Raw genomic sequence first — 24,459 nt, 5'->3', positions numbered from 1 at the left:
GGAGAGCCACTCGTGGCAGTCACAGAACGGAAATGACAGCCTTATGAAGTTCACGAAGCTTGCCGCAACGTCGGCATTGGTGATCGCCGCAATGGGCGTCGGTGCGGGCACGTCGTACGCCGCGCCTGCGCAGGATGCGGTCGGGTACGAGGCACACATCGACGGCCGCTCGGTCGTCACCGTCCTCGACGCCGGCGGATTCCACGTGACGTCCGACGGAAAGTTCGTCGAGATCAAGAACGACGCCGGCACCGTCCTGCAGGCGCTGCCGCTGTCGTACCGGATCGGCGATCGCGAGTTCTCGATCGCACCCGTGATCGAGGGCCGGCAGTTGGCCCTCACTCCCGAGACCGATCCGGCGAAGTCCACGCCGGTCGATGTCGCGGGTCCGGCACTGCCGCCGATGCCGATCGACCTCTCGATGCTCGACAAGTTGGCTGACGGAGTCGACTCGGCGGTCACCGTCGGCACCTTGGTCGGCACGATCGTCGGGGCGCTTGTCGGATGCGTCGCGGGCGGCTCCACCGGTCCGGCCGCGTGTTTCGCCGGCCTCGCGACGGGCGCCGGTGTCGGCGGGGTCATCGGCACGATCCTCGCCGCCGGGCCCGTCCTCGCCTACAACGGATGGCAGGTGTTCCAGACGATGAACCCCGCTCCGGCGCCGGCGGCGTGACCTGACTGCACCGGGACAGAGGAGAAGGAGCCCACTTCCGTGAGGAAGTGGGCTCCTTCTCTATGTGCGTTCGGACGGGCTAGGACGTCCGGATGCGGAGGCCGGGGTTGTCGCGGAGGATCGCGTTGATCGGGGTGGCGAACAGTTCCGGGGTCTGGCCCATGACGGAGCTGACGAAGCCCGCGACCTCGCACAGGCCGTACTCGCCGACGGTCGACGCGCTCGAGATGCCGAGGGCGAGGGTGCCGGTGACGATGGTGCCGCCGCTGTCACCCTGGAGTGCGCAGAGGTTGGTGGCGAACCCGCCGGCGAGCATGCGGGCACCGACCTTGACGTTCTGGTTGGTTTCGGTGACGACCCCGCAGTTGAAGCCCGAGGTGTTGCCGGCCTTGCAGACGGGCGCGCCGACGACCGGGTCGGCGGTGCCGGTGATGGCGACCGGGGCCGCTCCGGGAACCCGCACGCCGTTGTTCTCGAACCGCTGCGCGGATTCGGGGGTGGGGCGGATCACCGAGTAGTCGAGGCGGTCGAGGCTGGTCTTCTCGAAGGTTCCGATCATGGGCCCGGCCGAACCACCCGCCGACGCATACGCCGTCGACGCGTCCGCCGTTCCGGCGACGTCGCGGCTGGGGTCGCAGTGTCCGGCGCTGATGTTGACGGGTGCACCGTTGCGGTCGATCGCGTTGAATCCGAGCGAGCAACGCAGCCCGATGCCGCCGCCGGCCGCCACATACGGGTCGCCGCCGAGGAAGGCGTCGGGCGCGTACTGGCCAGCGGCCGGTCCCGGTGCCGGCGGCTGCAGCGAACCGAGTGCGGGACCGAGCGCGACCCGTGCAGCACCCTGCAGGAACGGGGGCAGGAGGTCGAACAGGTCGCCTGCGGCGTCATCGGCGCGCAGCACCAGGGTGTTGCCGGCGATGTCCACGGTGATACCGCGCACCAGATCGGCGATCTCCCGCGGCAGCGTGTCGATCCACTTGCTCAGCGCGGCGCGGTCGGACTGCAGTTGGATCTCGCTGCGGTCGACGTCCCTGCTCGTGAACCCGGCCTGCTCGACGGCTGCCCGCGCGGCGTCGCGGCCCTCGCCGGCGAGCCCGACGATCGGAGTGCCGGACGGGTCGATCCACGCGCCCGCGAACGCGTCGGGGAACTCGTAGCGGGCGAGCGCGGCGAACTCCGCGAGCTTCTGCCCGAGCTCGGACCGTTCGAGGTACTGATCCGGGGTGAGCTGCAGATCTCGCTGCAGCGCGTCGACGAGTTCGATCGGGAGATGCGCCGCCTGATCCGATACGCCCGACGTGGACGACGATTCGGCTGGATCGGCCTGGGCGGCCGCGGTTGCGGGGCCGAGGAGTAGGAGCGCAGCAGAACCGAACACCGCGGCGCGACGTGCGAGCGAGCTTCGCATGTGGGCCTTTCTATTGTGTGCCCTGCGCGCAGGATCCAGACGCGCGCAGAGATGAGCGCCCGGTGTCAGTGGATGCCCCCGAGCCGCGTACGACTATATGGGTTCGGTACTGCCGTGCCCACACGATCTGCGTAATTCGTGGGTGGGTCGTTCGTCAGTGGTCGGCGGCGCCGGTGCGCATGGACAGCCCCGCGCCGAGACCTCCGCCCGAGGACGCATTCGCCGAGTCGAGCACGTTCCGAATCGGAATCCCGAGGTTCGATGTGCCGCCGTCGAATGCGAGGACGAGGTTGGCCTCGGCGCAGTTCGGGGCGTCGGTGCTGTTGGATCCGCTCGTGATGCCCAGTGCGAGCGTGCCGGTGACGATTGCGCCGCCGCTGTCACCCGCGAGTGTGCAGGCGGTGCCGGCGAAGCCGCGCACGATCCGACTGTCGTTGGTATCTGTCACCAGTTCGGCCTGGACGTGGTCGGCCGAGACGACGCCGCACGTGAACGACGACGTCTGCCCGGACTTGCAGATCGGCGCGCCCACGACGGGGACGGCTGTGCCGGTCACGGTGAGGGTGCTGCCGCCGGCGCCGCGGACGACCGGGCGGTCGAGTCCGGCCTTGACGCCGGCGTCGTTGATGCGGATCAGGGAGTAGTCGAGTGCGTCCGCGTTCCCGACCTCGGAGCGCGCGAAGTCGCCTACCCGAAGGCTGTCCTTCATGTTCGCGCGGTTCGGCAGGTACACGCCCGCTCCGGCGCCCGGTGCCGGGTCGCAGTGGCCTGCGCTGATGTTGATCGCGTTGCCGTTCCGGTCGACACCGTTGAATCCGAAGGAGCAGACCCCGATTTCGCCCGGCCCCGCGTTCGCGAGCGGCCCGGAAGATGTCACGTAGGTGTCGCCACCCATCGGTGCGCGCTCGACCGGAACGGGTCCGAATGCCTTGAGTTGGACCTTGACGTTCGCGATGTGGGTCGGCAGGTCGAGGGCCCGCCCGGCGGGGCTGTTCGCGATGTCGACGACGATCTGGTTGTTCAGGACGTCGATCGACGCGGCACCGATCTGCGACGCGATCTCGCGGGGCAGATCCGAGACCCACCGGTTGAAGTCGGCGAGGGAACTCTCGAGTCCCTCTGCGGAGACGGGTGCCAGGCGTGTGCGATAGCCGTCGCGCGCTGCGATCTGCGCCGCCTCGGTCGTGGTGACGGCGACGATGGGGTGGCCGTCGAGTCCCATCCATGCGCCCGCGAAGTCGTGGGGGCGCTCGGCGCGGAAGTCCTCGGCATACGAACCGAGTTCCTGCGCGCGGGCGGCGCGGTCCAGGTACTCCTGCGGGCTGATCTTCAGGTCTCGTGTGATCGCCTCGGCCAGTTCGGCGGGCAGTTCGTCGGCCGACAACTGTGTCACCGAGGACGTGGGGGAGGTCTCGGGGGCGGCCTGCGCGGCCGCGGTGAAGGGTCCGAGGAGCAGTAGCGCAGACGATCCTGCGACGGCGACGCGGCGGGCCAACGAATGGACTGCGGCGCGCGGCGCCAGCGAGGTACGCATTGAATTCCTTCGGGGTCTTCGGGATCAGCCACCAACAATAGGGCAAGTTGCGGTGGGAGCGCCCGGGAACAAAGTCCCGAAGTTCACGATCCCGACGACTCGGAGACTCCGTGGCCGAGTGCACGCAACATCGACAGCAGCTCCGAGCGGGAGTGGGCCCCGAGCCGCCGCCGGATCCGCGCCACGTGGTGTTCCACAGTCTTGGGGGCGATGTAGAGGCGCGCCCCGATCTCGCGGTGGGTCAGCCCCAGCAGCAGCAGTTCGGCCACGTCGGCCTCGCGATCGGTGAGGGCACCGGTGGCGGGCTCGGGGGTGCTCGGCTCGGCGCCGACGGGTGGCGCCGCCGACGCGTCCCGGAGCGACCGGGCCACCTGCAGCAGCGTCGTCGCCCCCCGGGTGTCCGAGACCCGCAGCGCGGCTTCGCCCGCCAGCCGTGCGCCGTCCCACGGCAGCCCGATCCGCTCGAGCGCCCGCGCCGCGGATTCGACCTCCGCCGCCTCTGCCTCTTCGCGGAGCACGCGGAGCCAGACGCGCCCTGCCGCCGCGAGTCCCGCGGCGTACGAACTCACCTCGGCCGACGCGGCGAGGGCCCGCGCGTGCGGCAGCAGCTTCGCCGGGTTCTCGCCGAGAATCGCGGCCTGCACGCCGTACCAGTGCAGCGACGCTCCCCACAGTGCGGGCTCTCCGAGGCGGGCCAGTAGTTCCTGTGCTTGTTCGACGAGGTGCGTGATGCGCGGCTCGTCGCCGAGTCGTACTGCCGCGAGCCAGAGTTCACCGAGCGGCAGAAGGCTCAACAGGTCCACCGAGTATCCCGCCACGACCGGCTGGGCGTCGGCCCACTGACGTTGCAGCGCACCGAGATCGCCGTGTCGCCGGGCGAGTCCCACTCGGAGTCCGTGGACGAACAGGGCCTCCCGATGGTGCAGGGGCCGGTCGGTCGGCAGCGTGTCGACGAGCGCGGCGGCACCGGCGAGATCGCCTCCGACCATCGCCGTCCACGCGGCCAGCACACGATGCCGGAGTTGGGTGACACTGCCCGGCGGATCGGACTCCAGGGCCCGACCGAGTACGGACTCCGCGTGTGCGAGTTCGCCGGAGTGCAGGCACAGCAGGGCGGTGACCGCGGTCGCGCTGTCGGGCAGCAGTCGGGTGTGCGCGCTGGTGGACAGCAGCGACATCGCGCGGGTCAACGAGTTCATCGCGACCGCACCGGAACCCGCGATCGACTGCGCGAGCCCCTCCGCGACCAGGGCGATGCCCGCGGCTCCTGACGTGGGCGGACCCTGCGACCCGACGGCGAGGGCGGCGGCGGCCGCGTCGGGTCGCCCGGCCGCGAGGAGCACCGCCGCGGAGACCGCGGTGTCGGCGCCGACCCGCGTCGGCCCCAACCATTCGTAGAGGTCGGCGCTGCGGCCGATCGCACCACGGTAGGCGGCGACGCTGGCGGAGATGCGAACGGCAGCAGTCAGTTCCGGAGGATCGAGGGAATCGGCGCGGGTCAGCAGCGAGTCCGCGATCCGTTCCGCGGTGTCGAGGTCTCCGCTCAGGGCACTGACCTCGCAGTGGCGCACCGCGAGGCGGCCGGCGTCGGCGCCGGCTCTGACGGCGGCGGTGTACAGGTCGGCCGCCGCGGTCGGCTCCGCGGCATCGGCACAGGTGCACACGAACTCGGCCAGTCGTGGATCCTCCAGCCCGGCCTCGACGAGGGCCACGGCGGTCTCCGCGTCCAGCGTCCCGGCGTCCAGTCGGGTGGCGAGCAGACGCAGCTGCAGATCGCGCACCCGGGTGACCCCGGTCGCGATGGCGACGTGTGGGCGCACGAAGGGCAGTACGGAGCCGGCCCGGGTGACGAAGGCGCTCGCTCGGATGCGGTCGGCAAGGTCCTGTCCCCGCCGCGGATCGACCTCGAGGGCGGTGCCGATGTCGCTCGCGTCGATCCCGGAACTGTACGAACACAGGGCAAGTGCGGCGAGCATTTCGGCATCGAGGTGGCGCAGTGTGGTCTGCAGGTGTGTGGCCGCTGCGGCGCGGACGACGTCGTCGTCGCCCGGGGCGGTTGCCGCGGCGGACAACCCGGCGTCGACGCCCGCGAGCACGCCGCCTGTCGAATCGTCCAGCGTCCGGGTGAGCGTCGGGGTGGGCGAGATGCCTCGCCGTCGGGCGCGTTCGGAGATCTCGAACGTGGTCAGTGCGCGCAGGTCGACCACCGCACCGAGGGACTGCACAGCCGTGACGAGCGAGCGCAGGATCGGGTCGTGGGGGCGCGGTTCGGTCGCGACGACGATGGTGCGGTCGCCGCGTCGCACGAGCTCGAGCAGGGCGGCGCGCTCGTCGTCGGGCAGCATGTGTGCACCGTCGAGCAGTAATGCGCCGCTGTGAAGTTCGGCTGCGGCCACGGTGGCGTGCACGTCACCGCCGCGGGTGTCCAGCAGTGTTCGGGCTGCGGCGAGGAGGAGCGACTTTCCGCTGCCCGAGTTGCCTCGGAGCAGGACGCAGCCGGGAGCCGCGACATCGACGGCGTCGAGGAATTCGCGGGCGCCGGGGACACCCGCGACGAGGTCGTCCGGCGCCGTGTCGACGGCCTGTACGGTCCGCATCGACTACTTTCCGATCAGTGCGCCGGTCAACGGATCGACGACCGCTCCGACGAGGCCGCCCACGCCGGTCCCGATGCCGGTCACGGCAGCGCCGAGTCCTTGTCCGATTCCATTGGCCGCCTTGGCGAATCCCTCGCCCACCTCGCCGGGGGTGGGAGCGTTGATTCCGGGATTCGGCGGGACGAATTCGGGAGCGGGGGGTGTGTAGGCGGGCGGAGCCGCGGTGTCTCCGGTGCCGGTGTTTTCCGGAGCAGGGGTTCCCGGTGCTGCCGCCGGTGAGTTAGGGGCCGAGGACCGGGCGGCGGGCTGCCCGTCGGTGGCGCCGCCGACGACGCCGGCTCGATTCGCACTGGCGGTTGCCGTTGTCGCACCGCCGTTCCCGCCGCCGATGGCGCTGACGGTCGACACCTCCGATGGGGTTCCGCCGTTCGCCACGCCGTCCGCTGTCAGGGCGCCACCGTTCGGCGTGGACGCCGGTGCGCCCGGGGTGGACGTCACCACTGGCGTCGGCGACGTGTTCGCCGCCGTGCCGATCGACAGGCCGCCGGCGGTGAGGATTCCCACCGCGGCTGCCGCCGATGCGATGATCGCGATGCGGCGTCGGGTGCTCGACCCGTTGGGGGCGGAGTGCATTCGCGACGGGAAGCTCGCCGTGACGGGTGCGCGGTAGACGCCGTCGGCGGCACGATTGTCCCGGTCCACGGGGGTCGGAACGGCTGCGGCACCCGACGACGCGGTGTCGCCTGCCAGATACGCGGCACCGATCGCCGCGGTGAGCGCGGGGACCGGGGCGGCGACCACGGTGAGCCCCAGTTCGGACGACACGAGTTCCGCCGCCAGCGGGATCGCGCCACCGCCACCCGCGAGCAGGACGTGGGTGACGTCAGAGACCTCGATCTCGGCCGAGCGGAGGGCCTCCCGGATCAGCTCGACCGAACTCGACAGGGGTCGGCGGATCAGATCCTCGAGCTCGGACCGGACGAGTCGTACGTCGGTCGTGACGCCGGGCAGGGCGACCGGGATGGCCGTCTCGGTGTCGGTGGACAGCTTTTCCTTGGCCGTGGCGCAGTCGGCCCGCAGCACCGACAGGGCGGCGATGGTCGCGGGGTCGAAGGGGTCGAGGTCGCCCGTCTTGTCCGCGATCGCGTCGAGCACGTAGCGGGTGATCAGCTGGTCGAAGTGGGCGCCGCTGAAGTCTTCCGAGCGGAGCGGCTTGCCGAGGATCGCCGACTCGGCGCCGGTGCGCACCACCGTGATGTCGAGCGCGGAGGCGCCCAGGTCGAAGACGACGATCACTCCGTCGTCCGGGCGCCCACGTGAGGCTTCGAGCCACCGCGCGCAGGCTGCGGCCTCCGAGACCAGTCCGGCCGTGGACAGCCCCGAACGGTCGAGCGCCGATTCGAGGGCCCGGACGGTGTACTTACTCCATGCCGTCGGATGGGTGACCACCACCGTCGCGGGGGATTCCGGTGCGACCAGGCACGCCACGGCGGACGCGAAGAGATCCGCCCCGGCATGGATGCGGCCGGCATCGTCGAGCAGCCCGACCGGGTCGCCGACCCGCTCGACGAAACCCGACAGATGTGCTCGTCCGGCGTCGTCGCCCGGCTCCGGGAACACGGCCGTTCCGTCCGACAACAGGTGCAGGATCGTCGGTCGGGACGACGTGACGGCGTCCGCCTCATCGGTGAAGGTTCCGTCCGCTGCGATCGATGCAGTGCCCGAATTGGTCGTTCCGACAGCAATTCCGAGCACGGCGCCCATGCGCTTCTCCCATACGTTCGGGGCGGATTGCGGCACCGCCGGTGGTATGGCGATTGTCGGCGCGAGCACGACGATCGTTACGGGAACCCCGCGATCTCGCCCCAGGTCGAGGGCGATCCCCCTAATCGTCCACAATCCCCTAGGGCGGGCTGTTCGCATCCCCCTGTCCGCGTTCGGGGGGATGCGCCCCGTTCCCGTTCGTCTCCCGGATTCGTAGCGTGTTAACCAATCTCGCCGCAGTGTCCGTTCCGGAACCGCGGTGGCCGGCCTACCGACCGTCAGGAGTTACCTCATGGCCAGCAACGCAGTTCTCGACTTCATCCTCCGGCTTCTCCGCGACGAGGACGCCGCCGCCGCCTACTGCGCGAACCCCCAGGCCGCGCTCAGTGCGGCGGGAATCGGCGATGTGTGCCACGCCGACATCGTCGCCGTCGCCCCGATGGCGGCCGAGTCTGGTCTGTTCGGCAGTGCGGGCGCCGATCTGGGTGCGATCCTGGCGGCCGGAACGGGCGCGGCGGGCTCGCTCGGCGCGGCCGCCGGCGGCGGACTAGGCCTGGGAGGTGGTCTGGGTCTGGGTGGTGGCGCGGGCCTCGGTCTCGGCGCCGGTGCGGGACTGGGCCTCGGCGCGGCGGTGGGCGGCGGATTCGCCGGTGACCTCGACCTCGGCGGCGACCTGGTGGCGGCGCTGGGTGCCGCCCTTGCGGTCGGCGGATCGATCGGCGCGCAGCTCGGTGCGGCTCTCGGCGCCGCGTTGGAAGCCGCCGTCGGCCTCGGTGGCGGGCTGGGCGGCGGTCTGGACCTCGGCAGCCTGACGAATGTCGGCGGCTCGCTGGATCTGGGGGGTGCGCTGGCGGCCGCTCTGAATGGGGCGCTAGGTGGCGTCGTGGATGTGAACGGGTCGCTGGTGACCGACCTCGGTGCAGCCCTGGGTGCCGCGCTCGAGGGCGTGACCAGCTTCGACCTCGGCGGACTCCTGTCGGTGGACGGCGGGTTGAGCGCCGCGCTGGAGAGTGCTTTCGCGATCGGCGGCGAGCTCGGTGGGGAGCTGGGTGCCGCCCTCGGCGGACTCTTCGGTGCGGCAATCGAGGCCGGTGCCGAGCTCGGTGGGGGGCTCGGTGCCGGCTTCGAGAGCGCGCTCGAGGCGGCGCTGTCGCTCGGCGGCAGCCTGGGCGGCGCACCGGACGGTGACATCGCCGGCCAGTTGGGCACGGCGCTGAGCGGACTGCTCGAGTCGGCCCTGTCGATCGGGGGATCCGTCGGCGGCGACCTGGGAGCGGCCCTGGGCGGGGCGCTGGAACTCGGCGGCGCGCTGGATATCGCGAGCGCCCTGAATCTCGACAGCTTCCTCGATCTCGGCGCGTCGCTCGGCAGCGTGATCGGTGGCTCGCTGGGCGTGGACGGTGCGCTGACCGCGGACCTCGGTGCCGCGCTGGGCGCCGCGCTGGCCGGTGCCGGCAGCGTGGACCTCGGTGGTCTGCTCGAGGTCGGCGGCGGCCTGACGGCGGCGCTCGAGAGTGCCTTCGGGATCGGTGGAGCGATCGGTGCCGACCTGGGTGCCGCCCTCGGCGGGGCCCTCGACGGTGGACTCGGCGGCGGCATCGACCTCGGCAGTCTGATCGGGTCCGGTGGGGACCTGGGTGCCGCGATCAGCGGGGCCCTGGGCGGTGCGCTCGACGTCGACGGTGCCCTCACCGCGGCGCTCGGGACCGCACTCAACAATGCCCTGGCCCTCGGCGGCAGCCTGGAAATCGGCGCCGAGGCGGACCTCGGTGGGCTGCTCGAGGGCGCGTTCGGTGTCGGCGGCTCGGCGGACGCCGATCTCGGTGCAGCGCTCGGTGGTCTGCTCGGCGGTGGGCTCGAGTCGGGCGGCTCGCTCGAGGGTTTGCTGGGTGCCGGAAGCTCGGCCGGTGGCGATCTGGGTGCGGCCCTCGGAGCTGGGCTCGGTGCCGGCCTCGGGGGTGACCTGGGGGCGAGCCTGTCGGGCGCGCTCGGATCGGTTTCGGATCTGGGTGAGCAGGTCGGTGCCGGTCTCGGCGCCGCGGGACAGATCGACGGCGGCTTCGGCTCGACCGGTAACGCCGACGGTGGACTCGGTGCCGGTCTTGCCGGCGCCTCCGACATCGCAGGCAGTCTCACGACGGACCTCGACTCGGCACTGCAGGGCGCGCTCGACGCGGCCGGCAGCGTCACCGGTGGTCTGTCCGAAGCGGTGACGGGCAATGCGTGGTCGTCGATCGACACCGACGCGTTCGGCTCGGCCCACTCGGATGCCGGACTGTTCGCGAACGGTGTCGGTGAGGTGGAGGGCCAGGCGGGCTCCGTCGCCGATCCGACACCCGCGCACGTCGATCTCGGAGACCATCTGCTGCCGTGACGCCCGGACACGACCTGTAACGAACGGGGCCCCGTACGCGCTAATGCGAACGGGGCCCCGGTTCGTATCCAGCGGAGCGGCGGATCAGTCAGCGCGTGCACAGCGGTGCGGGCGTAGGTCGGAACACAGAAGCGGGGCAGCGAAACCCATGGACAACGCGACCTCGGACACGGCGGAATCGGCGAAGTCGCCGACGCGGAACCGCGCGGTGCCGGCGCACGAGGCCGCGCTGACGGCACTGCTGGACCGCACCACCGGGATCGCGGCGGCCGCGGGCCGGACGGATCTGGTGGATCGTCTGGACCTGGTGCGCACGCGGGTGGTCGACCCCCGGTTCCGCGTCGTGGTGGTGGGACAGCTCAAACAGGGCAAGAGCCAGTTCGTCAACTCGCTGCTCAACCTCGCGGTGTGCTCGGTGGGGGACGACGAGACCACCGCGGTACCGACGGTCGTGCAGAACTCCGAGCGGGCCTTCGCCGAGCTTGTCGTGGCCGAGCCCGGTGGCGAGCCGCGGCGGGTCGAGGTTCCACTCGCGGAACTGGATTCGGTCAGTCCGTCGACTCCGCGCGCGGAGGGACGCGAGGTGCTGCGTCTCGAGGTCAACGTGCCGAGCCCGCTGCTGGCGGACGGTCTGGTGTTCGTCGACACCCCCGGCGTCGGTGGGCACGGAAATCCGCACGCGGCAGCCACTCTGGGACTGTTGCCGGCCGCCGACGCGGTTCTCGTGCTCTCCGACGCGAGCCAGGAGTTCACCGAGCCGGAGCTCGCGTTCCTGCGCCAGGTGACCGGGCTGTGTCCCGCGGTCGCGTGCCTGATCACCAAGACCGATCTGTATCCGCACTGGCGGCGGATCGTCGACGCCGACCGAGCGCACCTGCAGCGCGCGGGCATCGACGTCCCGCTGGTGCCGATCTCGTCGGTGCTGCGTTCGCACGCCCTGCGCCTCGACGACCGGTCCCTGCACGACGAGTCCGGCTTCGACGCCCTGTACGCGTTCCTGCGGGGGCGGGTGATCGAGCACGCCGAGGGCGGGTTGCGTCGCGCGGTGTCCCACGACGTCCACTCCGTGGTCGAGCACCTCATGCTCGCACTCGGCAGCGAGCTTGCCGCGCTGCGTGATCCGACGAAGGGCGCGGCCGCGGTGGCCGAACTGCAGCGGGCCAAGACGGCCACCGAGGAGCTGCACAAGAAGACGTCGCGATGGCAGCAGACCCTCGCCGACGGGATCGCGGATCTGGCGTCGGACATCGACCACGACCTGCGGGACCGGCTGCGGCAGGTGACCCGTGAGGCCGAACGTGCGGTCGACGAGGGCGATCCCGGCAAGGAGTGGGGCGAGCTGGGCGAGTGGCTCGAGGAGCAGATCGCGCAGTCGGTGGGCGACAACTTCGTGTGGGCGCACGACCGTGCCCTGTGGCTCGCGGAGGTGGTGGCCGAGCACTTCGCGGACGCGGGTGCGGTGGAGATGCCGCAGCTCGACGTCGCCGATCTCGACGGTGTGCTCGAACCGGTGGTCGCGCTGGCGGACCTCGAGTCGGGGCGGATCGGCATCACCCAGAAGGTGCTGGTCGGAATGCGCGGATCGTACGGTGGCGTACTGATGTTCGGCCTCATCACGACGCTGATGGGGATGACGCTGCTCAACCCCATCTCGGTGGGTGCCGGAGTTCTGCTCGGCACCAAGGCATATCGCGACGACCGTGACGCCCGGGTCGTCAAGCGCCGCGCCGACGCGAAGGTGGCGATCCGACGGTTCACCGACGACGTCAGCTTCCAGGTGGGTAAGGAGTCGAAGGATCGGCTCCGGCTGATCCAGCGGTTGCTGCGTGACCACTTCACGGCGATCGCGGAGCAGACGCTGCGGTCGCTCGGTGATTCGTTGCGCGCGGCACAGGACGCGGCCACCGTCGAGTCGACCGAGCGCGCCGGCCGCGCCGCCGAGGTGGAGCGGCAGATGCAGGTGCTCGCCGAACTGAAGGATCGAGCGGCACAGTTGCTTCCCGTCGAGGCCGGGGTGGACGAGGAGGTGCCGGCGTGACGGCGTCGATGTCGTTCGAGCGGGCGCGCGCCCTGATCGTGTCGGCACGCGAGATCTACGCAGACAACCCTGTCGCGCGGGCGCAACTGAACGAGTGCGCGTCCCGGCTCGAGCAGCCGTTGCGCGTCGCGCTCGCCGGTTCCGTCAAGGCGGGCAAGTCCACGCTGCTCAATGCGTTTGTCGGACAGGACATCGCCCCGACCGACGCGACGGAGTGCACCCGCGTCGTCACCTGGTACCGCGGCGGCACGACGCCGACGGTCACCGCCCGCTACGACGGCGCCGAATCCGCCAATGTGGCCGTACAGCGGCACGCGGGACGCCTGACGTTCGACCTCGGCGACCTCACGGCGGACCGTGTCGACCGCCTCGACGTGGAATGGCCGGCCAGCGCGCTCGCCCAGACGACGATCATCGACACCCCCGGTACGTCGTCGCTGTCGAAGGACGTCTCCGCCCGCACCCTCGAGATGCTGACCCCCGAGAACGCGGTGTCCGGCGCCGACGCGGTGGTGTACCTGCTGCGCAGCCTCAGTGCGTCGGATGTCCAGTTCCTGGGCCGGATCGGTGCCCACGTGGGTGGCGAGTCCGGGCCGCTCGGCGTCGTCGGGGTGGTCTCGCGCGCCGACGAGGTGGGGGCGGGCCGGGCCGACGCGATGCTGTCCGCGAAGGAGATGGCGGCCCGGTTCACGGCGGAACTCGAGCTCACCGGACTGTGTCAGGCGGTCGTTCCGGTGGCGGGCCTCTTGGCGCTGGGCGCGCGGACGTTGCGGCAGAGCGAGTTCGCGGCATTCGAGGCGCTCGCGCGGGTGCCGGGGGAGGATCTGCAGCTGGCGATGCTGTCCGCCGACCGGTTCGTCCGCGACGACGCCCCGCTGCCCGTGGACGCGGCGATGCGCCGTCAACTCGCGGACCGGTTCGGCCTGTTCGGGATTCGGCTCGCGGTGATGCTGATCCGGCTCGGGGTGCAGGATTCGCCCAGCCTCGCCGCCGAGTTGGTGGCCCGCAGCGGGCTCGACGAACTGCGACAGGTGATCGACGTGCAGTTCGGCCAGCGAGCCGATCAACTCAAGACGCACTCCGCGCTCGTCGCGCTCGAACGGGTCCTCGAAGCGCACCCCACCCCGCAGACGCCGCGCATGATCGACGAGGCCGGACGGCTACTCGCGGACGTCCACGGCTTCCAGGAGTTGCGCATGCTCGGCCGGCTCCGCAGCTCCGAAACCGGCCTGTCGGGCGACGATCTGACCGAACTGCAGCGGCTCATCGGTGGTTTCGGCATCGATCCCGCACAGCGGCTCGGGCTGGCGGCCGACGCCTCGATCGAGGAGGCGCGGGTCGTGGCGCTCGCAGCGGTGCACGAGTGGCGTGAACGGGCGGCGCATCCCCTGGTCGACCAGTTCACCGCCCGGGCCTGTCGCGTCGCCGCCCGCAGTGCGGAGGGAGTGCTGACCGAACTGGGCGGGACCGGCGGGGTCGGTGGATTCGCCGGGGCGATGCGGCTCGACATCGACGCGGGGGCGGTGCGCGTGGCGCCGGTCGCGTTTACTCCTCGTCGCTGATCGGTCGCAGGAAGCTGCCGGCGATGTCGAGCGCGGGGCCGGAACTCTCGCCCGAGACCACCAGCACCGCGAACGCGACGTTGCCGCGGATCCCGACGAACCATCCGTGGGCGTGCGTGCCGTCGCCGAATTCGGCGGTCCCGGTCTTGCCCATGAGCCCGGAGATGTCGGAGAGGCTCGTGGCGGTGCCGCTGCGCACCGTCTCGGTCATCATTGATTTCAGGCCCCGCACATGGTCGGGGTCGAGCGGCCCCGGTGTGTGGTCGGCGGTCGCGGGCTCCCCGCCGATCAACTGGGGTAGAGGGGCCCGGCCCCCGGCGATCGCCGCCGCGACCATCGCCATCCCGAAGGGGCTCGCCAGGTCCTCGCCCTGACCGATCGCGGCCTCGACGCGCTGCGCGGGCGTCTGCGCCGACGGCACCGAACCGGTGACGGTCGTCAGTCCCGGTGTCAGGTAGTCGACGCCCAGCCCGAACTCGCGTGCCTGCACCTGAAGTGCGTCGGCGGGCAGCCCGACGGCCAGTCTGCCCATCGTCGTGTTGCACGAGTGGGCGAACGCCGAGTGCAGCGGGACGCGGCCCAGATCGAACTCGTTCTCGTTGGGGATGACGCGGCCCTCGATATTCGCGGTGCCCGGGCAGTCGACGGTGCTGTCGGCGTTGACCGCGCCGCTCTGCAACGCAGCCATCGTCGTGACGGTCTTGAATGTCGAGCCCGGCGGATACAGGCCGGTCAGGGCGATGGGGCCGGACTTGTCGGCGGCCCCGTTCTGCGCGACCGCCAGCACCTGGCCGTTCGTGGCATCGAGCGCGACCAGCGCGGCCGCGCGGGGTTCGGTGTTCACGGCCTGCTGGGCGAGATGCTGGATGCGGGGATCCAGCGTCGTGCGCAGCGCCGTGCCGTCCGGCGGGTCGCCGCCGGTGAGGGTGCCGGCGACGCCGCCGTCGCGCTCGACGGCCTGCACCCGCCAGCCCGCCGAATCCTGTTGTCGCGATTCCCAGGTCGCCCGCAGCTCGGCGACCACCGGCGACGTCAGCGCCCGGTCGACGGTGAGTAGCCGCATCTGATCGGAGAGATGGATGCCGGGGATCTTCTCGAGTTCGGCGCGGATCGGCGCGGCGTCCTGCTGCCGCAGGCTCACCAGGTTCACCCGCTCGCCCGGCTTCGCCGCCGCGCCGGGATTCGACGGGGCGACTTCGAACCCCGGTACCGCGCGCGACAGCAGACGCGACAGTTGCGCCCGCACCGCAGAATCGGTTGCCAGCGCGTTCGATTCGATGTCGACGACCGTGACCGTCTGCGGCTCCAGCAGTGCCATCCCGTTGGCGTCGAGGACGGCCCGTGTGTCGGCGACCGGTGTGTACTGCAGGGCCTGGCCGGGCTGGAGTCGTTCGTTGACCACCGCGGAGGACCACGACACCCGGCGGGTGCCGTCGGTGTACGTCAACGGCACCGCCGTGGTGTAACTCCAGGACCGTCCGCCGCCGAAATCCCAGTCCGACCGGTAGGTGAACCGTGAGTCGTCGGCGCGTTCGACGGTGAACTCGGCCTCGGCGCCGTCGCCCACACCGTCGAGGGTGCGGCGCAGCACGTCGCTCGCGCCGTCGGGGTCGTCGGTGAGCGATGCGGCGGCCGCCACGTCCCCGCTGCCGAGGGCGTCGACGAACTTGCGCGCCACCTTCTCGCCGGAGTCGGGACCACCCAGCACGCCGCACGACGTCAGCGCCACCGCCGCCGCGAGTGTCAGTGCGCCGCGCTTCCACAACTCCCGCTTGGTCCCGTCGGCCATCATCACTCCGCTCGTTCGATTGGATGTCGATTGGCAGCGAAGCATCGAGGACTCCGGCGAGTCCAATATGCTATTGACGTGAGACCGATACTCGATACGAATAAGGCCAGTTCAGGTCCGTCGTGAACCTTCTGTTGCACCTCGAATTCTTCATCGCCGTGGCCGAGGAACAGCACTTCGGCCGCGCTGCCGCCCGCCTCGGGATGACCCAGCCGCCGCTGAGCCAGGGCGTGAAGAAGCTCGAGCGTGAACTCGGCGTCACGCTGTTCCACCGCGGATCGAAGGGCGTCGTGCTCACCGCGAGCGGGCAGGCGCTGCTGCCGGACGCGATCGACCTGATCGGACAGGCCCAGCGCTTCACCGACACCGCGCGCCGGCGGCAGGCGCACGAGCGCACCCTCCGCGTCGGCGTCATGCCGAAGGTGCCGACCGCGCTGGTCGCGGACCTCGCGGCGACGGTCCGGTCGTTCGCCGGGTCGGGCCGCGTCGAGGTGAGCATCGCCCCGAGTGCCGATCTCGTCGACCAATTGGGTTCCGGTGCAATCGATCTCGGTGTCATCGAGCATCCCGCCCTGGTGGACCCGCTCACCGGCACCGACGTGGTGCCACTGCCGCTGACCCTGCTGGTGCCGGCCTCGCACCCGGCGGCGGCGCAGGACCCGTGCGGGCTGTCCCGCCTGACCGGCCTGCGGTTCGCGTCGCCGCCACGCTCCGACGGCCCGGCGGCGTACGACCTGCTGGGCGACGCATTCGCCCGGGTCGGGACCGACCTGGACGTCATCAACGCACCTGACGACCGGTGGGCCCTCGCGCTCGTGGCGGCCGGCCAGGCCTTCGCCCTCACCGCGGACCAGACGCTGTCGGCTCCCGGGGTGGGCCGGGTCCGGCCGGGCGACGAGTCGATCCGCCTGCGCCTGCGGTGCCTGCGGTCGGCGTCGGCCGACGTGCCGGACCGGGTGCTCGACGCGATGGCCGCGCGGATCGCCGGCTACGCGGCGGCCGGGCAGGTGACGTCGTGACGGGTACGACTGGACTGTCGGACGTGTTCGTCGACGCCGCCGTGCGCGGATGTCTGCACGCGATCCCGGTGTCGGACCGACGCGCGGGTATCGAGGTCGGGGCATCGCCGGACCAGCCGGTGGTCATGGCCTCGGTGTACAAACTGCCGCTGCTCGTCACGTTCTGCCGCCTCGTCGACGCCGGTGATCTGGACCCGCGCCGGCAGGTGACCCTCGACCCGTCCACCCGCACCACCGGGCCGACCGGTGTCTCGCAGATGTCGGATCCGGTACGAATGTCGCTGCGCGACATGGCGCGCTCGATGATGACGGTGTCCGACAACGCCGCCGCCGACGAACTGCTCCGGCGCGTGGGTGTTGACCGGGTGAACGAGACGATGGGCGGCCTGGGGCTCTCGTCGACGCGGATCGTCGGTGGCACCGCGGACAGCCTGGAATCGCTGGTGGCGGACACGGGCACGCGCTCGCCCGCCGAGGCGTTCGCCCGGATCGGCGACAACGACACCGTCGTGTTCCCGAGCGGCTACGACCCGGTGCTGTCGAGCGCGACCACCCCGCGGGACATGACGACGCTGCTGTCGGCGGTGTGGACCGGGGCCGTCCTGTCCGCGGATCAGACGGCATTCGTCCGCGTCCTGATGTCGAGCCAGGTCTTCACCGCGCGCTTGCGCTCGGGATTCCCGTTCGCAGACGTCGTCGTCGCCGGGAAGACCGGAACGCTCGGTGCGGTACGCAACGAGGTGGGAGTGATCGAGTTTCCCGACGGTGACGCGTTCGCGGTCGCGGTCTTCACCCGGGCGGCGCGCGCGGATGCGCTGTTGCCCAGGGCGGATGCGGCGATCGGTCTCGCCGCGCGTGCGGCGATCGCGGACTTGCGCCGGCTGGGCTGATCCGGCCGTTCCGTCGGTTCCGTGCACCGCCGGCGGGTGTCGGCGATACTCGAAGGAGGTGTCGGTGCTCCGACGCCACGAGGACCGAGGGGGCCCTTCGTGCTTCTCCGATTACCCGGTGTTTATCGTCCGCAAACCGACAGTTTCCTTCTGGCGCAGGCCCTGAGCTCCGAGCCCGTGGGTGCCCGCACTCGGATCCTGGACCTGTGCGCGGGCACCGGGATGCTCAGCGTGCGTGCCGCGGCGGCGGGCTCGGAGGACATCACGGCAGTCGACATCGGCCGTAGAGCGGTGGTGAACACGCGAATCAACGCGTGGCTCAACCGCGCTCACGTACGGGTGGTGCGGGGTGATCTCACGGTGCCGGTGGACGGCGAGCGGTTCGACCTCGTGCTGTCCAATCCGCCCTACGTGCCTTCGGCGACCGACCGGTTGCCGACGCGCGGCGCGGCCCGCGCGTGGGATGCGGGATCGAACGGTCGATCGCTGCTCGATCGCATCTGCACCGAGGTGCCCGACGTCCTGACCGACGGGGGAGTGATGTTGCTGCTGCAGTCCGCACTGAGTGGTCTCGAGAAGACGCAGGTGATGCTCGAGGAGCGGGGGTTGGAAGTCGACATCGTTCGCAGCGTGGACATACCGTTCGGTCCGATAACCGCTGCGCGCGAGGGCATGCTTCGGCGTCGCGGGTTGGTCGAGGCGGGGCAGGACCGCGAAAGGCTGGTCGTGTTCCGTGCCGGGTGGAGGGAGGCGGTCCGTCGTGGCTGACGGCGCAGGAGCCGAGGTGGTCGTCACGGTGTGCACCGACGGGCCGCTGCTGATCCGCGGCCCGGTGAGTCTCGTCGACGGCGCCGGTGTCCCGATCGTCAACGAACGCGCGACGATTGCGTTGTGCCGCTGCGGGAGGACGGGCCGGTCGCCCTTCTGTGACAGCTCGCACAAACGGAAGAAACAGCAGAATCCGTGAAATCTTCTCTGCGTCAACTCGAGTGACCTAGCGGTTCTCGAGTCATCGTCGAGTCCGCCCCTGGCGGTGAATCATTCACAGGGCTGTCCACAGGTGTGAGTTCTTTCCTCCACAGGCGGCGTGGCCGAAATCCTGTCCAGCAGAACGATCCGGAGACGGGCAGTATGAGAGTCAGTGCCCGGAAACCTTGCGAACGACGACAAGACGGAAACGGGGTTGAGAACGGATGACAACTGGAGGAACAACCGGTCGAACCGATGCGGACCGACAGAAGCTGAACGAGATCGCCGCCAATCTGGACGCGATGATCGGAAGCGGTGTGAGCCCGAAGACGTCGGGTCCCTCGCGCGCCGAGTTGGGGCGCGACTTCGGTCTGGTGCACAAGTTCCTGACCGCACTGGACATCGGACAGCCCGGCCTGGTCGACAGCGAGGAGTTCGACCGGCTCGTGGCGCAGTACACCTAGGCGCTGCACGGAGCGGAACGGAGGAACGAGACGAATGACCACCGCAGGTGACCGCTACTGATCGGGGAAGCCGATGCCGATGCCGATTCCCGAACCACGCGGTCCCGTGAGCGCCGCAGTCGTCGCGGTGCTGTCCGGCGCGGACGACCCGGCGGCCGTGAACACCGCGGCCCGTGGGTACAGGTCGGAGTCGTCGAACGGCATGATCGACGACGATGACGCGCAGCTGGCCTTGGCGCTGTTGTACGAGCTGCATCTGCACGGCGTCGACGGAGCGGACGACCGGCTCGAGTGGGCCCCGGAGCTGATCGCCGCGCGTGCCGAGCTGGAGGCACCGTTCGAGGCGGCGGTCCGCGAGCTCGCGCGCCCGCGGGTGGAGGACGTCGACCCGTCCGATGTCGTGGCAGCGCTCTGGGAGATGACCGCGCCCACGGTGGGTCCCGGGTTGGCGGGCTTCATGGCCACGGACGCGACCGCGGACCAGTTCCGGGAGCTGCTGATCCACCGATCGCTCAACCAGCTGCGCGAGGCCGACGTCCACACGCTCGGCATCCCGAGACTCGTCGGGCGGCCGAAGGCTGCGCTCGTCGAGGTGCAGGCCGACGAGTACGGCGGCGGGCGTCTCGAGCGGATGCACTCGCAGCTGTTCGCGACGACGATGCGCGAGCTGGGGCTGTCCGACGGGTACGCCCACTATCTCGACGACGTCCCGGCGGTCACGCTCGCATCGCTCAACGCGCTGTCCCTCTTCGGGCTGCACCGCCGTCTGCGGGCCGCGCTCGCCGGACACCTGTGCGCGGTGGAGACCACCTCCGCGCTGCCGAGCAAGAAGTACGCCGCCGGGCTGCGTCGGCTCGGCTTCGGCGCCGCGGCCACCCTGTTCTTCGACGAACACGTCGAGGCCGACTCCGTGCACGAGCAGATCGTCGTCCGCGACCTCGCGGGCGGTCTGGTCGCGCAGCGCCCGGACTGTGCCGGCGACGTCCTGTTCGGCGCGGCCGCGTGCCTCGCGTTCGACGACCTGGTGGGCGAGCACATGGCGAACTCGTGGGCCCGCGGCGCGAGTTCGCTGCGATCCCGCGCGGGCTGAGATCTGGACAGGCGGGCGCGACACCGACCGACACTGACGCGTATGGGTCTGCTGTGGGCGATGACGCTTCCCGGCCTGGCGTGCTTGCTGATACTGCTGGCATTCGTCGAGGTGGTGTTCAGCCGGATCACCGGTCGAGGCCTGCTGCCGTTGATCCGGGTGGATCTGGCGTCCGGGTCCATCCGTGTCGATCGACCGGAATCCGGATCCGACGCCTGACCTTTGCGGGCAATGACCCGGCCGGCGGCCCGGGAGATCACCCGATGTGCGATCGATCGGTTGTCGAGGGGCGCTGTGGAAGCGATCGTGCCGCACGGTGCAATTCGTCGCTCACGGCGGCGAATGGCGGCCGGAACCGACTTCCGAGCCGGTAGGCGATCCGGGTCCGCCTGTGGATCGGGAGAGTCGTGAGCACTACACCCTCCGGGACGTCGGTCGCTCCGAGTTGGGGAACCAACGCCACGCCGTCTCCCGCGGCGACGAGTCGCAGGACCGTCGCGAAGTCATCGACCCGATGGGCTATGTGCGGTTCGAAGCCCTGGGACTGACAGGTGCGTACGGCCATCGTGTGGCAGAGGGTGCCGGTGTTGCCGACTATCCAGCGGCTTCCGGCGTGCCGGCGGACCACCGTCATGTCGACCCCCTCCGCCGGTTCCGTTGACGCGAGGTACACGACCTCGTCGAGGATCGGTTCGGTCTCGATGCCTGGCCCCATGGTGGAGGGCACGTTGTCGTATTCATGAACCAACGCGATGTCCAGTCGACCGCCGCGAAGAAGATCCGGCACGGTGGCGGGATCCACCTCGGTCACCGTCAGTTCCAAACCCTTCTCGGCGCGGCCGATCTCCAGCATTGCGGGCAGCACGATCGTCCGTAGGGCAGTCGGAAACGCCCCCAGGCGAACCGAACCCGACAGGCCCTTCTCGCTCGCGGCGAGCGCGGCCTCGGCTCGTTCCAGGTCGGCGAGCACGACCTCCGTGTGCTCGACCAGCATCGTCCCGGCCGGCGTGAGACTCACCCGACGGCCCGTGCGTGTCAACAGCGGGCGACCGGCCTCGCGCTCGAGGGCCGCAAGCTGCTGTGACACCGCCGAGGGCGTGTACGACAGTGCCTCTGCGACCGACGCGATGGTGCCTCGGTGGGCGAGTTCGCGCAGAAGTCTGAGCTTGCGGATGTCGAGCATCAGTTCAGCTTACGGATAGCGCCATGAACAGTAACTGGATCTTGATTATGTGCGCGGTGAGACTGGGTGCATGACCTTCCACCCGTCAGGAATTCTCGTCCCGCTCGTCACTCCGTTCGCGGACGACGGTGAGCTCGCCGCTGCCGAGCTGGAACTCCTCGCGCACGCCGTGATCGACGAGGGAGCGGCCGGGATCGTCGCGTTGGGGACCACCGCGGAGCCGGCGACGCTGAGCCCACCGGAACGCCGCGATGTCGTGCGGATCTGTGGCAGGGTGTCCCGCGAGCGCGGGGTTCCTCTGCTCGTCGGGGCCGGCTCCAACGACACGGTCGGCACCGTGCGGGCGATCGAGGCGCTGAATGCGGAAGCCGATGTCACGGGCGTATTGGTAGTGGTCCCGTACTACACGCGACCGTCCGAGGCGGGGGTCATGGCGCACTTCGAGTACGTCGCCGATCGGAGTCCGCTTCCGCTCGTTCTGTACAACGTTCCGTACCGCACCGGCCAGTATCTGGGTTGGGAGTCCGTTGTGCGCCTGGCGAAGCACCCGCGGATCGTCGGCATCAAGCAGGCAGTCGGCTCGGTGGATACCGACACCGCGCGGCTTCTCGCGGAGTCTGCGTCGTCGGGTCGCGCCGCAGGGTCCGCTCCTGTGGACGCGTTCTCGGTTCTTGCGGGGGAGGACACGCTCGTCTCGCCGCTGCTCGCGATGGGTGCGGCGGGCGCGATCGCGGCGACCGCGAATGTGTGTGCGAGGGAATTCGTCGAACTGTACGACCTCTGGCGCAGCGGACGACCCGTGCCCGCACGGGCGCTGGCGCACCAATTGGTGGGGCCCACATCCGCACTGATGTCCGAGCCCAATCCCACCGTCATCAAGGCCGTTCTCCATGCCCAGGGTCGGATATCCACCCCGAACGTCCGGCTTCCGTTGCTGCCGGCCGGTGAGCCCGGGGCGATCGTCGACGCGCTCCGGCACCTTCGCCTTGCGCTCTCGCGATGATCGATCCCAACGTGCCGTGGGCCGGTGCGGCGTCCGAAACCTAACGCTCGATTCGCCGCAGTGCCGACCTGGCTGCGTTGTATCCGCCCATCCCGTGCGCGCCGCCGCCGGGCGGGGTCGCGGCGGAGCAGATGTAGACGCCCGGGATGCCTGTCGAATAGGGGTCGATGGCCACCCGCGGGCGCGTCAACAACTGCACCGGATCGTTCGCGCCGGTCGCGATGTCGCCGCCCACGTAATTGGGGTTGTAGGCGGGCATCTCGACGGCGGACCGGGTGAAGCTGCCGACGATGCGGTCCCGGGTGTGGGGTGCGAAGCGCTCGATCTGGTGCAGGATCGCCTCCGTCGCGTCGCCGGTGTATCCGTGCGGCACATGGGCGTACGCCCACACCGGGTGCACGTCACCGGCCGATCGTGAGGGGTCCGCCAGGTACTGCTGTCCGATCAGGACGAACGGACGCTCGGGCATCCGGCCGCGGTGCAGGTCCCGCTCGGTCGCGACCACCTCCTCGAAGGTCCCGCCGAGGTGGACGGTGCCGGCGCGGCGGCATGCGTCGTCACGCCACGGAATGCCGCCCTCGACGGCCAGATCCAGCTTGAACGCCGCCGGACCGTACCGGTACCGGCGGTACGCGCGGGCCACCCGGGCCGGCAGCCGGTTGCCGGCCACCTCGGCGACGCCGGTGGGCGACAGGTCGAGCATCGTGATGTCGGCGCGCGGCAACTCGCCCAGCGAGCGGACACGTCGTCCGGTCTCGATCCGACCGCCGTGGGCGAGTAACAGTGAGGCCAGCGCATCGGTGATCGCGCGGGACCCGCCCTTCGCGACCGGCCAGCCGTAGCGGTGCCCGGCGGCGAGCATCATCAGGCCCGCCGCCGACGTCGTGGGCCGGGACAACGGGTAGTAGGCGTGCGCGGCCACACCGCCGAACAGCGCCCGCGCCTGCGCGGTGCGCCATCGCCTCGCCGTCAGCGTGGCGGGGGCGAGCGCATGGATCCCGAAGCGCACCATCGGGATCGGGTGCCTGGGCAGGTGTACGACGGGACGCAGCAGTTCGCCGGCCAGTTCGTCGAAGTGCTCGGACAGCGGCGCGAACAGCCGTCGCCACGCGGGTCCGTCGGGCCCCAGTCGGCTCGCGGTCTGCTCGATCGACCGTGTGAACACGCCCGACACGGCGTCGTCGAGCGGATGCGCGAGATCGATCTCCGGATACCGCCATTCGAGTCCGTGCGCGGAGAGGTCGAGCGAGCGGAAGAACGGTGACGCCACGCCCATCGGGTGCACCGCCGAGCAGTCGTCGTGCAGCAGTCCGGGCACGAGGCGCTCGGAGGTGCGGGTGCCGCCGCCGATCGTGTCCGCGGCCTCGTACACGGTCACGGAGATGCCGCGCAGCGCGAGCGCCACACCCGCGGCCAGCCCGTTGGGGCCGGAGCCGACGACGACGGCGTCCGTCATGGCGTGCCGCCGGCCGGGCGGTCGAGCCACGCCGAGACGGCGGGTGCGAACAACAACGCCGTGCCCACCACGACCAACCCGGCCTGCAGCAGCGGCGCCCACGTGAGGGCCCCGTACACGAGGTCACCCGCGTCGGCCAGCACGCTCCACGAGGCCACCGACGCCGCGACGGTGAGGACGCCGACGACGGTGAGCCAGATGCGGGGCCGACCGTGGCCCGACCGCAGGCGCACGATCCCGAGGACCGCCGCCAGGACCAGCAGCAGGCCGACACCGCCGACACCCAACACGGTGAGTCCGGACACCTGGTCGACCGTGGCGGACTCGGCCGCCGGATTCCGTGAGGCGAGACCGGTGTCGAGGGCGTCGACGACGGAGTCGTAGTAGACACCGAGGACCCCTGCCACGGCGGCGAAGGCCGCGAACGAGAGGGCCCAGGCCGTGACCGCCGCGGTGAGGGACCGCGGCGCGAGACCCGGATCGGCGTCGAGGGTGTGCAACGGCGCGACGGCGACGTCGGGCCGGGGCGGCCGGGGCCGGTGCGGCTGCGCCGGCACCGCCGTTGCCTCGTGTTCGCCGGTGGTGTCCACGTCCGAATCGTATCCGCGCCCGCGGTCCGGTCAGCCCGGTCGGGAAAATCCCGCAG

The 24,459-nt window shown here is 70.8% G+C and carries 20 protein-coding genes; 12 read left to right on the top strand and 8 right to left on the bottom strand.

From position 1 onward, the window contains the following. Positions 1 to 43 precede the first annotated feature (43 nt). A complete protein-coding gene (locus J2X34_RS02875; protein ID WP_429516068.1) occupies positions 44 to 673 on the top strand; it encodes a hypothetical protein in 630 nt (209 codons plus the stop codon). Between the two features lie 79 nt (positions 674 to 752). Here J2X34_RS02875 and J2X34_RS02870 read toward each other — a convergent pair whose 3' ends face one another. The 4 genes from J2X34_RS02870 to J2X34_RS02855 all read right to left on the bottom strand — a co-directional run bounded on the left by J2X34_RS02870 (position 753) and on the right by J2X34_RS02855 (position 7,976). Continuing rightward, positions 753 to 2,081 carry a S1 family peptidase gene (locus J2X34_RS02870; RefSeq protein WP_429516067.1) on the bottom strand — a complete coding sequence of 443 codons (1,329 nt, stop codon included), beginning with the start codon at positions 2,079 to 2,081 and terminating at the stop codon, positions 753 to 755. Positions 2,082 to 2,235: 154 nt separating this feature from the next. Continuing rightward, entirely contained in the window at positions 2,236 to 3,615 is a 1,380-nt protein-coding gene (locus tag J2X34_RS02865; protein WP_429516066.1) for a S1 family peptidase, read from the bottom strand. Positions 3,616 to 3,698: 83 nt separating this feature from the next. Further along, positions 3,699 to 6,212, bottom strand: coding sequence for a LuxR C-terminal-related transcriptional regulator (locus tag J2X34_RS02860; protein ID WP_114721504.1), 2,514 nt, complete (start codon positions 6,210 to 6,212; stop codon positions 3,699 to 3,701). A gap of 3 nt (positions 6,213 to 6,215) precedes the next feature. Then, a complete protein-coding gene (locus J2X34_RS02855; RefSeq protein WP_429516065.1) occupies positions 6,216 to 7,976 on the bottom strand; it encodes an Hsp70 family protein in 1,761 nt (586 codons plus the stop codon). Between the two features lie 292 nt (positions 7,977 to 8,268). Here J2X34_RS02855 and J2X34_RS02850 point away from each other — a divergent pair, with 292 nt between their 5' ends. The 3 genes from J2X34_RS02850 (at position 8,269) to J2X34_RS02840 (ending at position 13,950) form a co-directional block, all read left to right on the top strand. Beyond that, positions 8,269 to 10,350: an IniB N-terminal domain-containing protein gene (locus J2X34_RS02850; protein WP_429516064.1), complete on the top strand. Its 2,082-nt coding sequence runs from the start codon at positions 8,269 to 8,271 to the stop codon at positions 10,348 to 10,350. A gap of 148 nt (positions 10,351 to 10,498) precedes the next feature. Next, positions 10,499 to 12,388 (top strand): dynamin family protein, encoded by a 1,890-nt coding sequence (locus J2X34_RS02845; RefSeq protein ID WP_429516063.1) that lies wholly within the window; start codon positions 10,499 to 10,501, stop codon positions 12,386 to 12,388. An 8-nt stretch (positions 12,389 to 12,396) separates the two neighbouring features. Then, on the top strand, positions 12,397 to 13,950 hold the full coding sequence (locus tag J2X34_RS02840) for a dynamin family protein (protein ID WP_429516180.1): 1,554 nt from the start codon (positions 12,397 to 12,399) through the stop codon (positions 13,948 to 13,950). On the opposite strand, the gene J2X34_RS02835 is transcribed toward J2X34_RS02840, so the two are convergent. Next, positions 13,934 to 15,742 (bottom strand): penicillin-binding transpeptidase domain-containing protein, encoded by a 1,809-nt coding sequence (locus tag J2X34_RS02835; RefSeq protein WP_429516062.1) that lies wholly within the window; start codon positions 15,740 to 15,742, stop codon positions 13,934 to 13,936. The genes J2X34_RS02840 and J2X34_RS02835 overlap by 17 nt on opposite strands. Before the next feature lie 119 nt (positions 15,743 to 15,861). On the opposite strand from J2X34_RS02835, the gene J2X34_RS02830 reads away from it, so the two are divergent. The 7 genes from J2X34_RS02830 to J2X34_RS02800 all read left to right on the top strand — a co-directional run bounded on the left by J2X34_RS02830 (position 15,862) and on the right by J2X34_RS02800 (position 20,390). Further along, complete coding sequence (locus J2X34_RS02830) at positions 15,862 to 16,758, top strand: LysR family transcriptional regulator (protein ID WP_174913095.1); 897 nt, start codon at positions 15,862 to 15,864, stop codon at positions 16,756 to 16,758. After that, a complete protein-coding gene (locus J2X34_RS02825) occupies positions 16,755 to 17,648 on the top strand; it encodes a serine hydrolase (RefSeq protein ID WP_429516061.1) in 894 nt (297 codons plus the stop codon). The genes J2X34_RS02830 and J2X34_RS02825 overlap by 4 nt, the downstream gene beginning before the upstream one ends. Before the next feature lie 99 nt (positions 17,649 to 17,747). Then, positions 17,748 to 18,416, top strand: a complete 669-nt coding sequence (locus tag J2X34_RS02820) for a HemK2/MTQ2 family protein methyltransferase (protein ID WP_429516060.1) — start codon at positions 17,748 to 17,750, stop codon at positions 18,414 to 18,416. Next, positions 18,409 to 18,615: a CDGSH iron-sulfur domain-containing protein gene (locus tag J2X34_RS02815; protein ID WP_429516059.1), complete on the top strand. Its 207-nt coding sequence runs from the start codon at positions 18,409 to 18,411 to the stop codon at positions 18,613 to 18,615. Before J2X34_RS02820 ends, J2X34_RS02815 begins: the two co-directional genes overlap by 8 nt. 226 nt (positions 18,616 to 18,841) lie before the next feature. Further along, entirely contained in the window at positions 18,842 to 19,081 is a 240-nt protein-coding gene (locus tag J2X34_RS02810; RefSeq protein ID WP_114721524.1) for a hypothetical protein, read from the top strand. 79 nt (positions 19,082 to 19,160) lie between these two features. Then, positions 19,161 to 20,171 carry an iron-containing redox enzyme family protein gene (locus J2X34_RS02805; protein WP_114721754.1) on the top strand — a complete coding sequence of 337 codons (1,011 nt, stop codon included), beginning with the start codon at positions 19,161 to 19,163 and terminating at the stop codon, positions 20,169 to 20,171. 42 nt (positions 20,172 to 20,213) lie between these two features. After that, positions 20,214 to 20,390, top strand: coding sequence for a hypothetical protein (locus J2X34_RS02800; RefSeq protein ID WP_181818759.1), 177 nt, complete (start codon positions 20,214 to 20,216; stop codon positions 20,388 to 20,390). Between the two features lie 37 nt (positions 20,391 to 20,427). Here the strand turns inward: J2X34_RS02800 and J2X34_RS02795 are convergent, their stop codons facing one another. Further along, positions 20,428 to 21,354: a LysR family transcriptional regulator gene (locus J2X34_RS02795; protein WP_114721527.1), complete on the bottom strand. Its 927-nt coding sequence runs from the start codon at positions 21,352 to 21,354 to the stop codon at positions 20,428 to 20,430. 70 nt (positions 21,355 to 21,424) lie between these two features. Here J2X34_RS02795 and dapA point away from each other — a divergent pair, with 70 nt between their 5' ends. Further along, complete coding sequence (gene dapA, locus J2X34_RS02790) at positions 21,425 to 22,357, top strand: 4-hydroxy-tetrahydrodipicolinate synthase (protein WP_114721529.1); 933 nt, start codon at positions 21,425 to 21,427, stop codon at positions 22,355 to 22,357. A 40-nt stretch (positions 22,358 to 22,397) separates the two neighbouring features. On the opposite strand, the gene J2X34_RS02785 is transcribed toward dapA, so the two are convergent. Together J2X34_RS02785 and J2X34_RS02780 are read right to left on the bottom strand one after the other, a co-directional pair. Further along, a complete protein-coding gene (locus J2X34_RS02785; RefSeq protein WP_114721531.1) occupies positions 22,398 to 23,813 on the bottom strand; it encodes a phytoene desaturase family protein in 1,416 nt (471 codons plus the stop codon). Next, positions 23,810 to 24,403: a hypothetical protein gene (locus tag J2X34_RS02780; RefSeq protein ID WP_114721533.1), complete on the bottom strand. Its 594-nt coding sequence runs from the start codon at positions 24,401 to 24,403 to the stop codon at positions 23,810 to 23,812. Before J2X34_RS02780 ends, J2X34_RS02785 begins: the two co-directional genes overlap by 4 nt. Positions 24,404 to 24,459: the final 56 nt, after the last annotated feature.

The organism is Rhodococcus sp. BE178 (assembly GCF_050433545.1).
Lineage (GTDB): Bacteria > Actinomycetota > Actinomycetes > Mycobacteriales > Mycobacteriaceae > Prescottella.
This window is presented reverse-complemented; position numbering and strand designations above follow the sequence as displayed.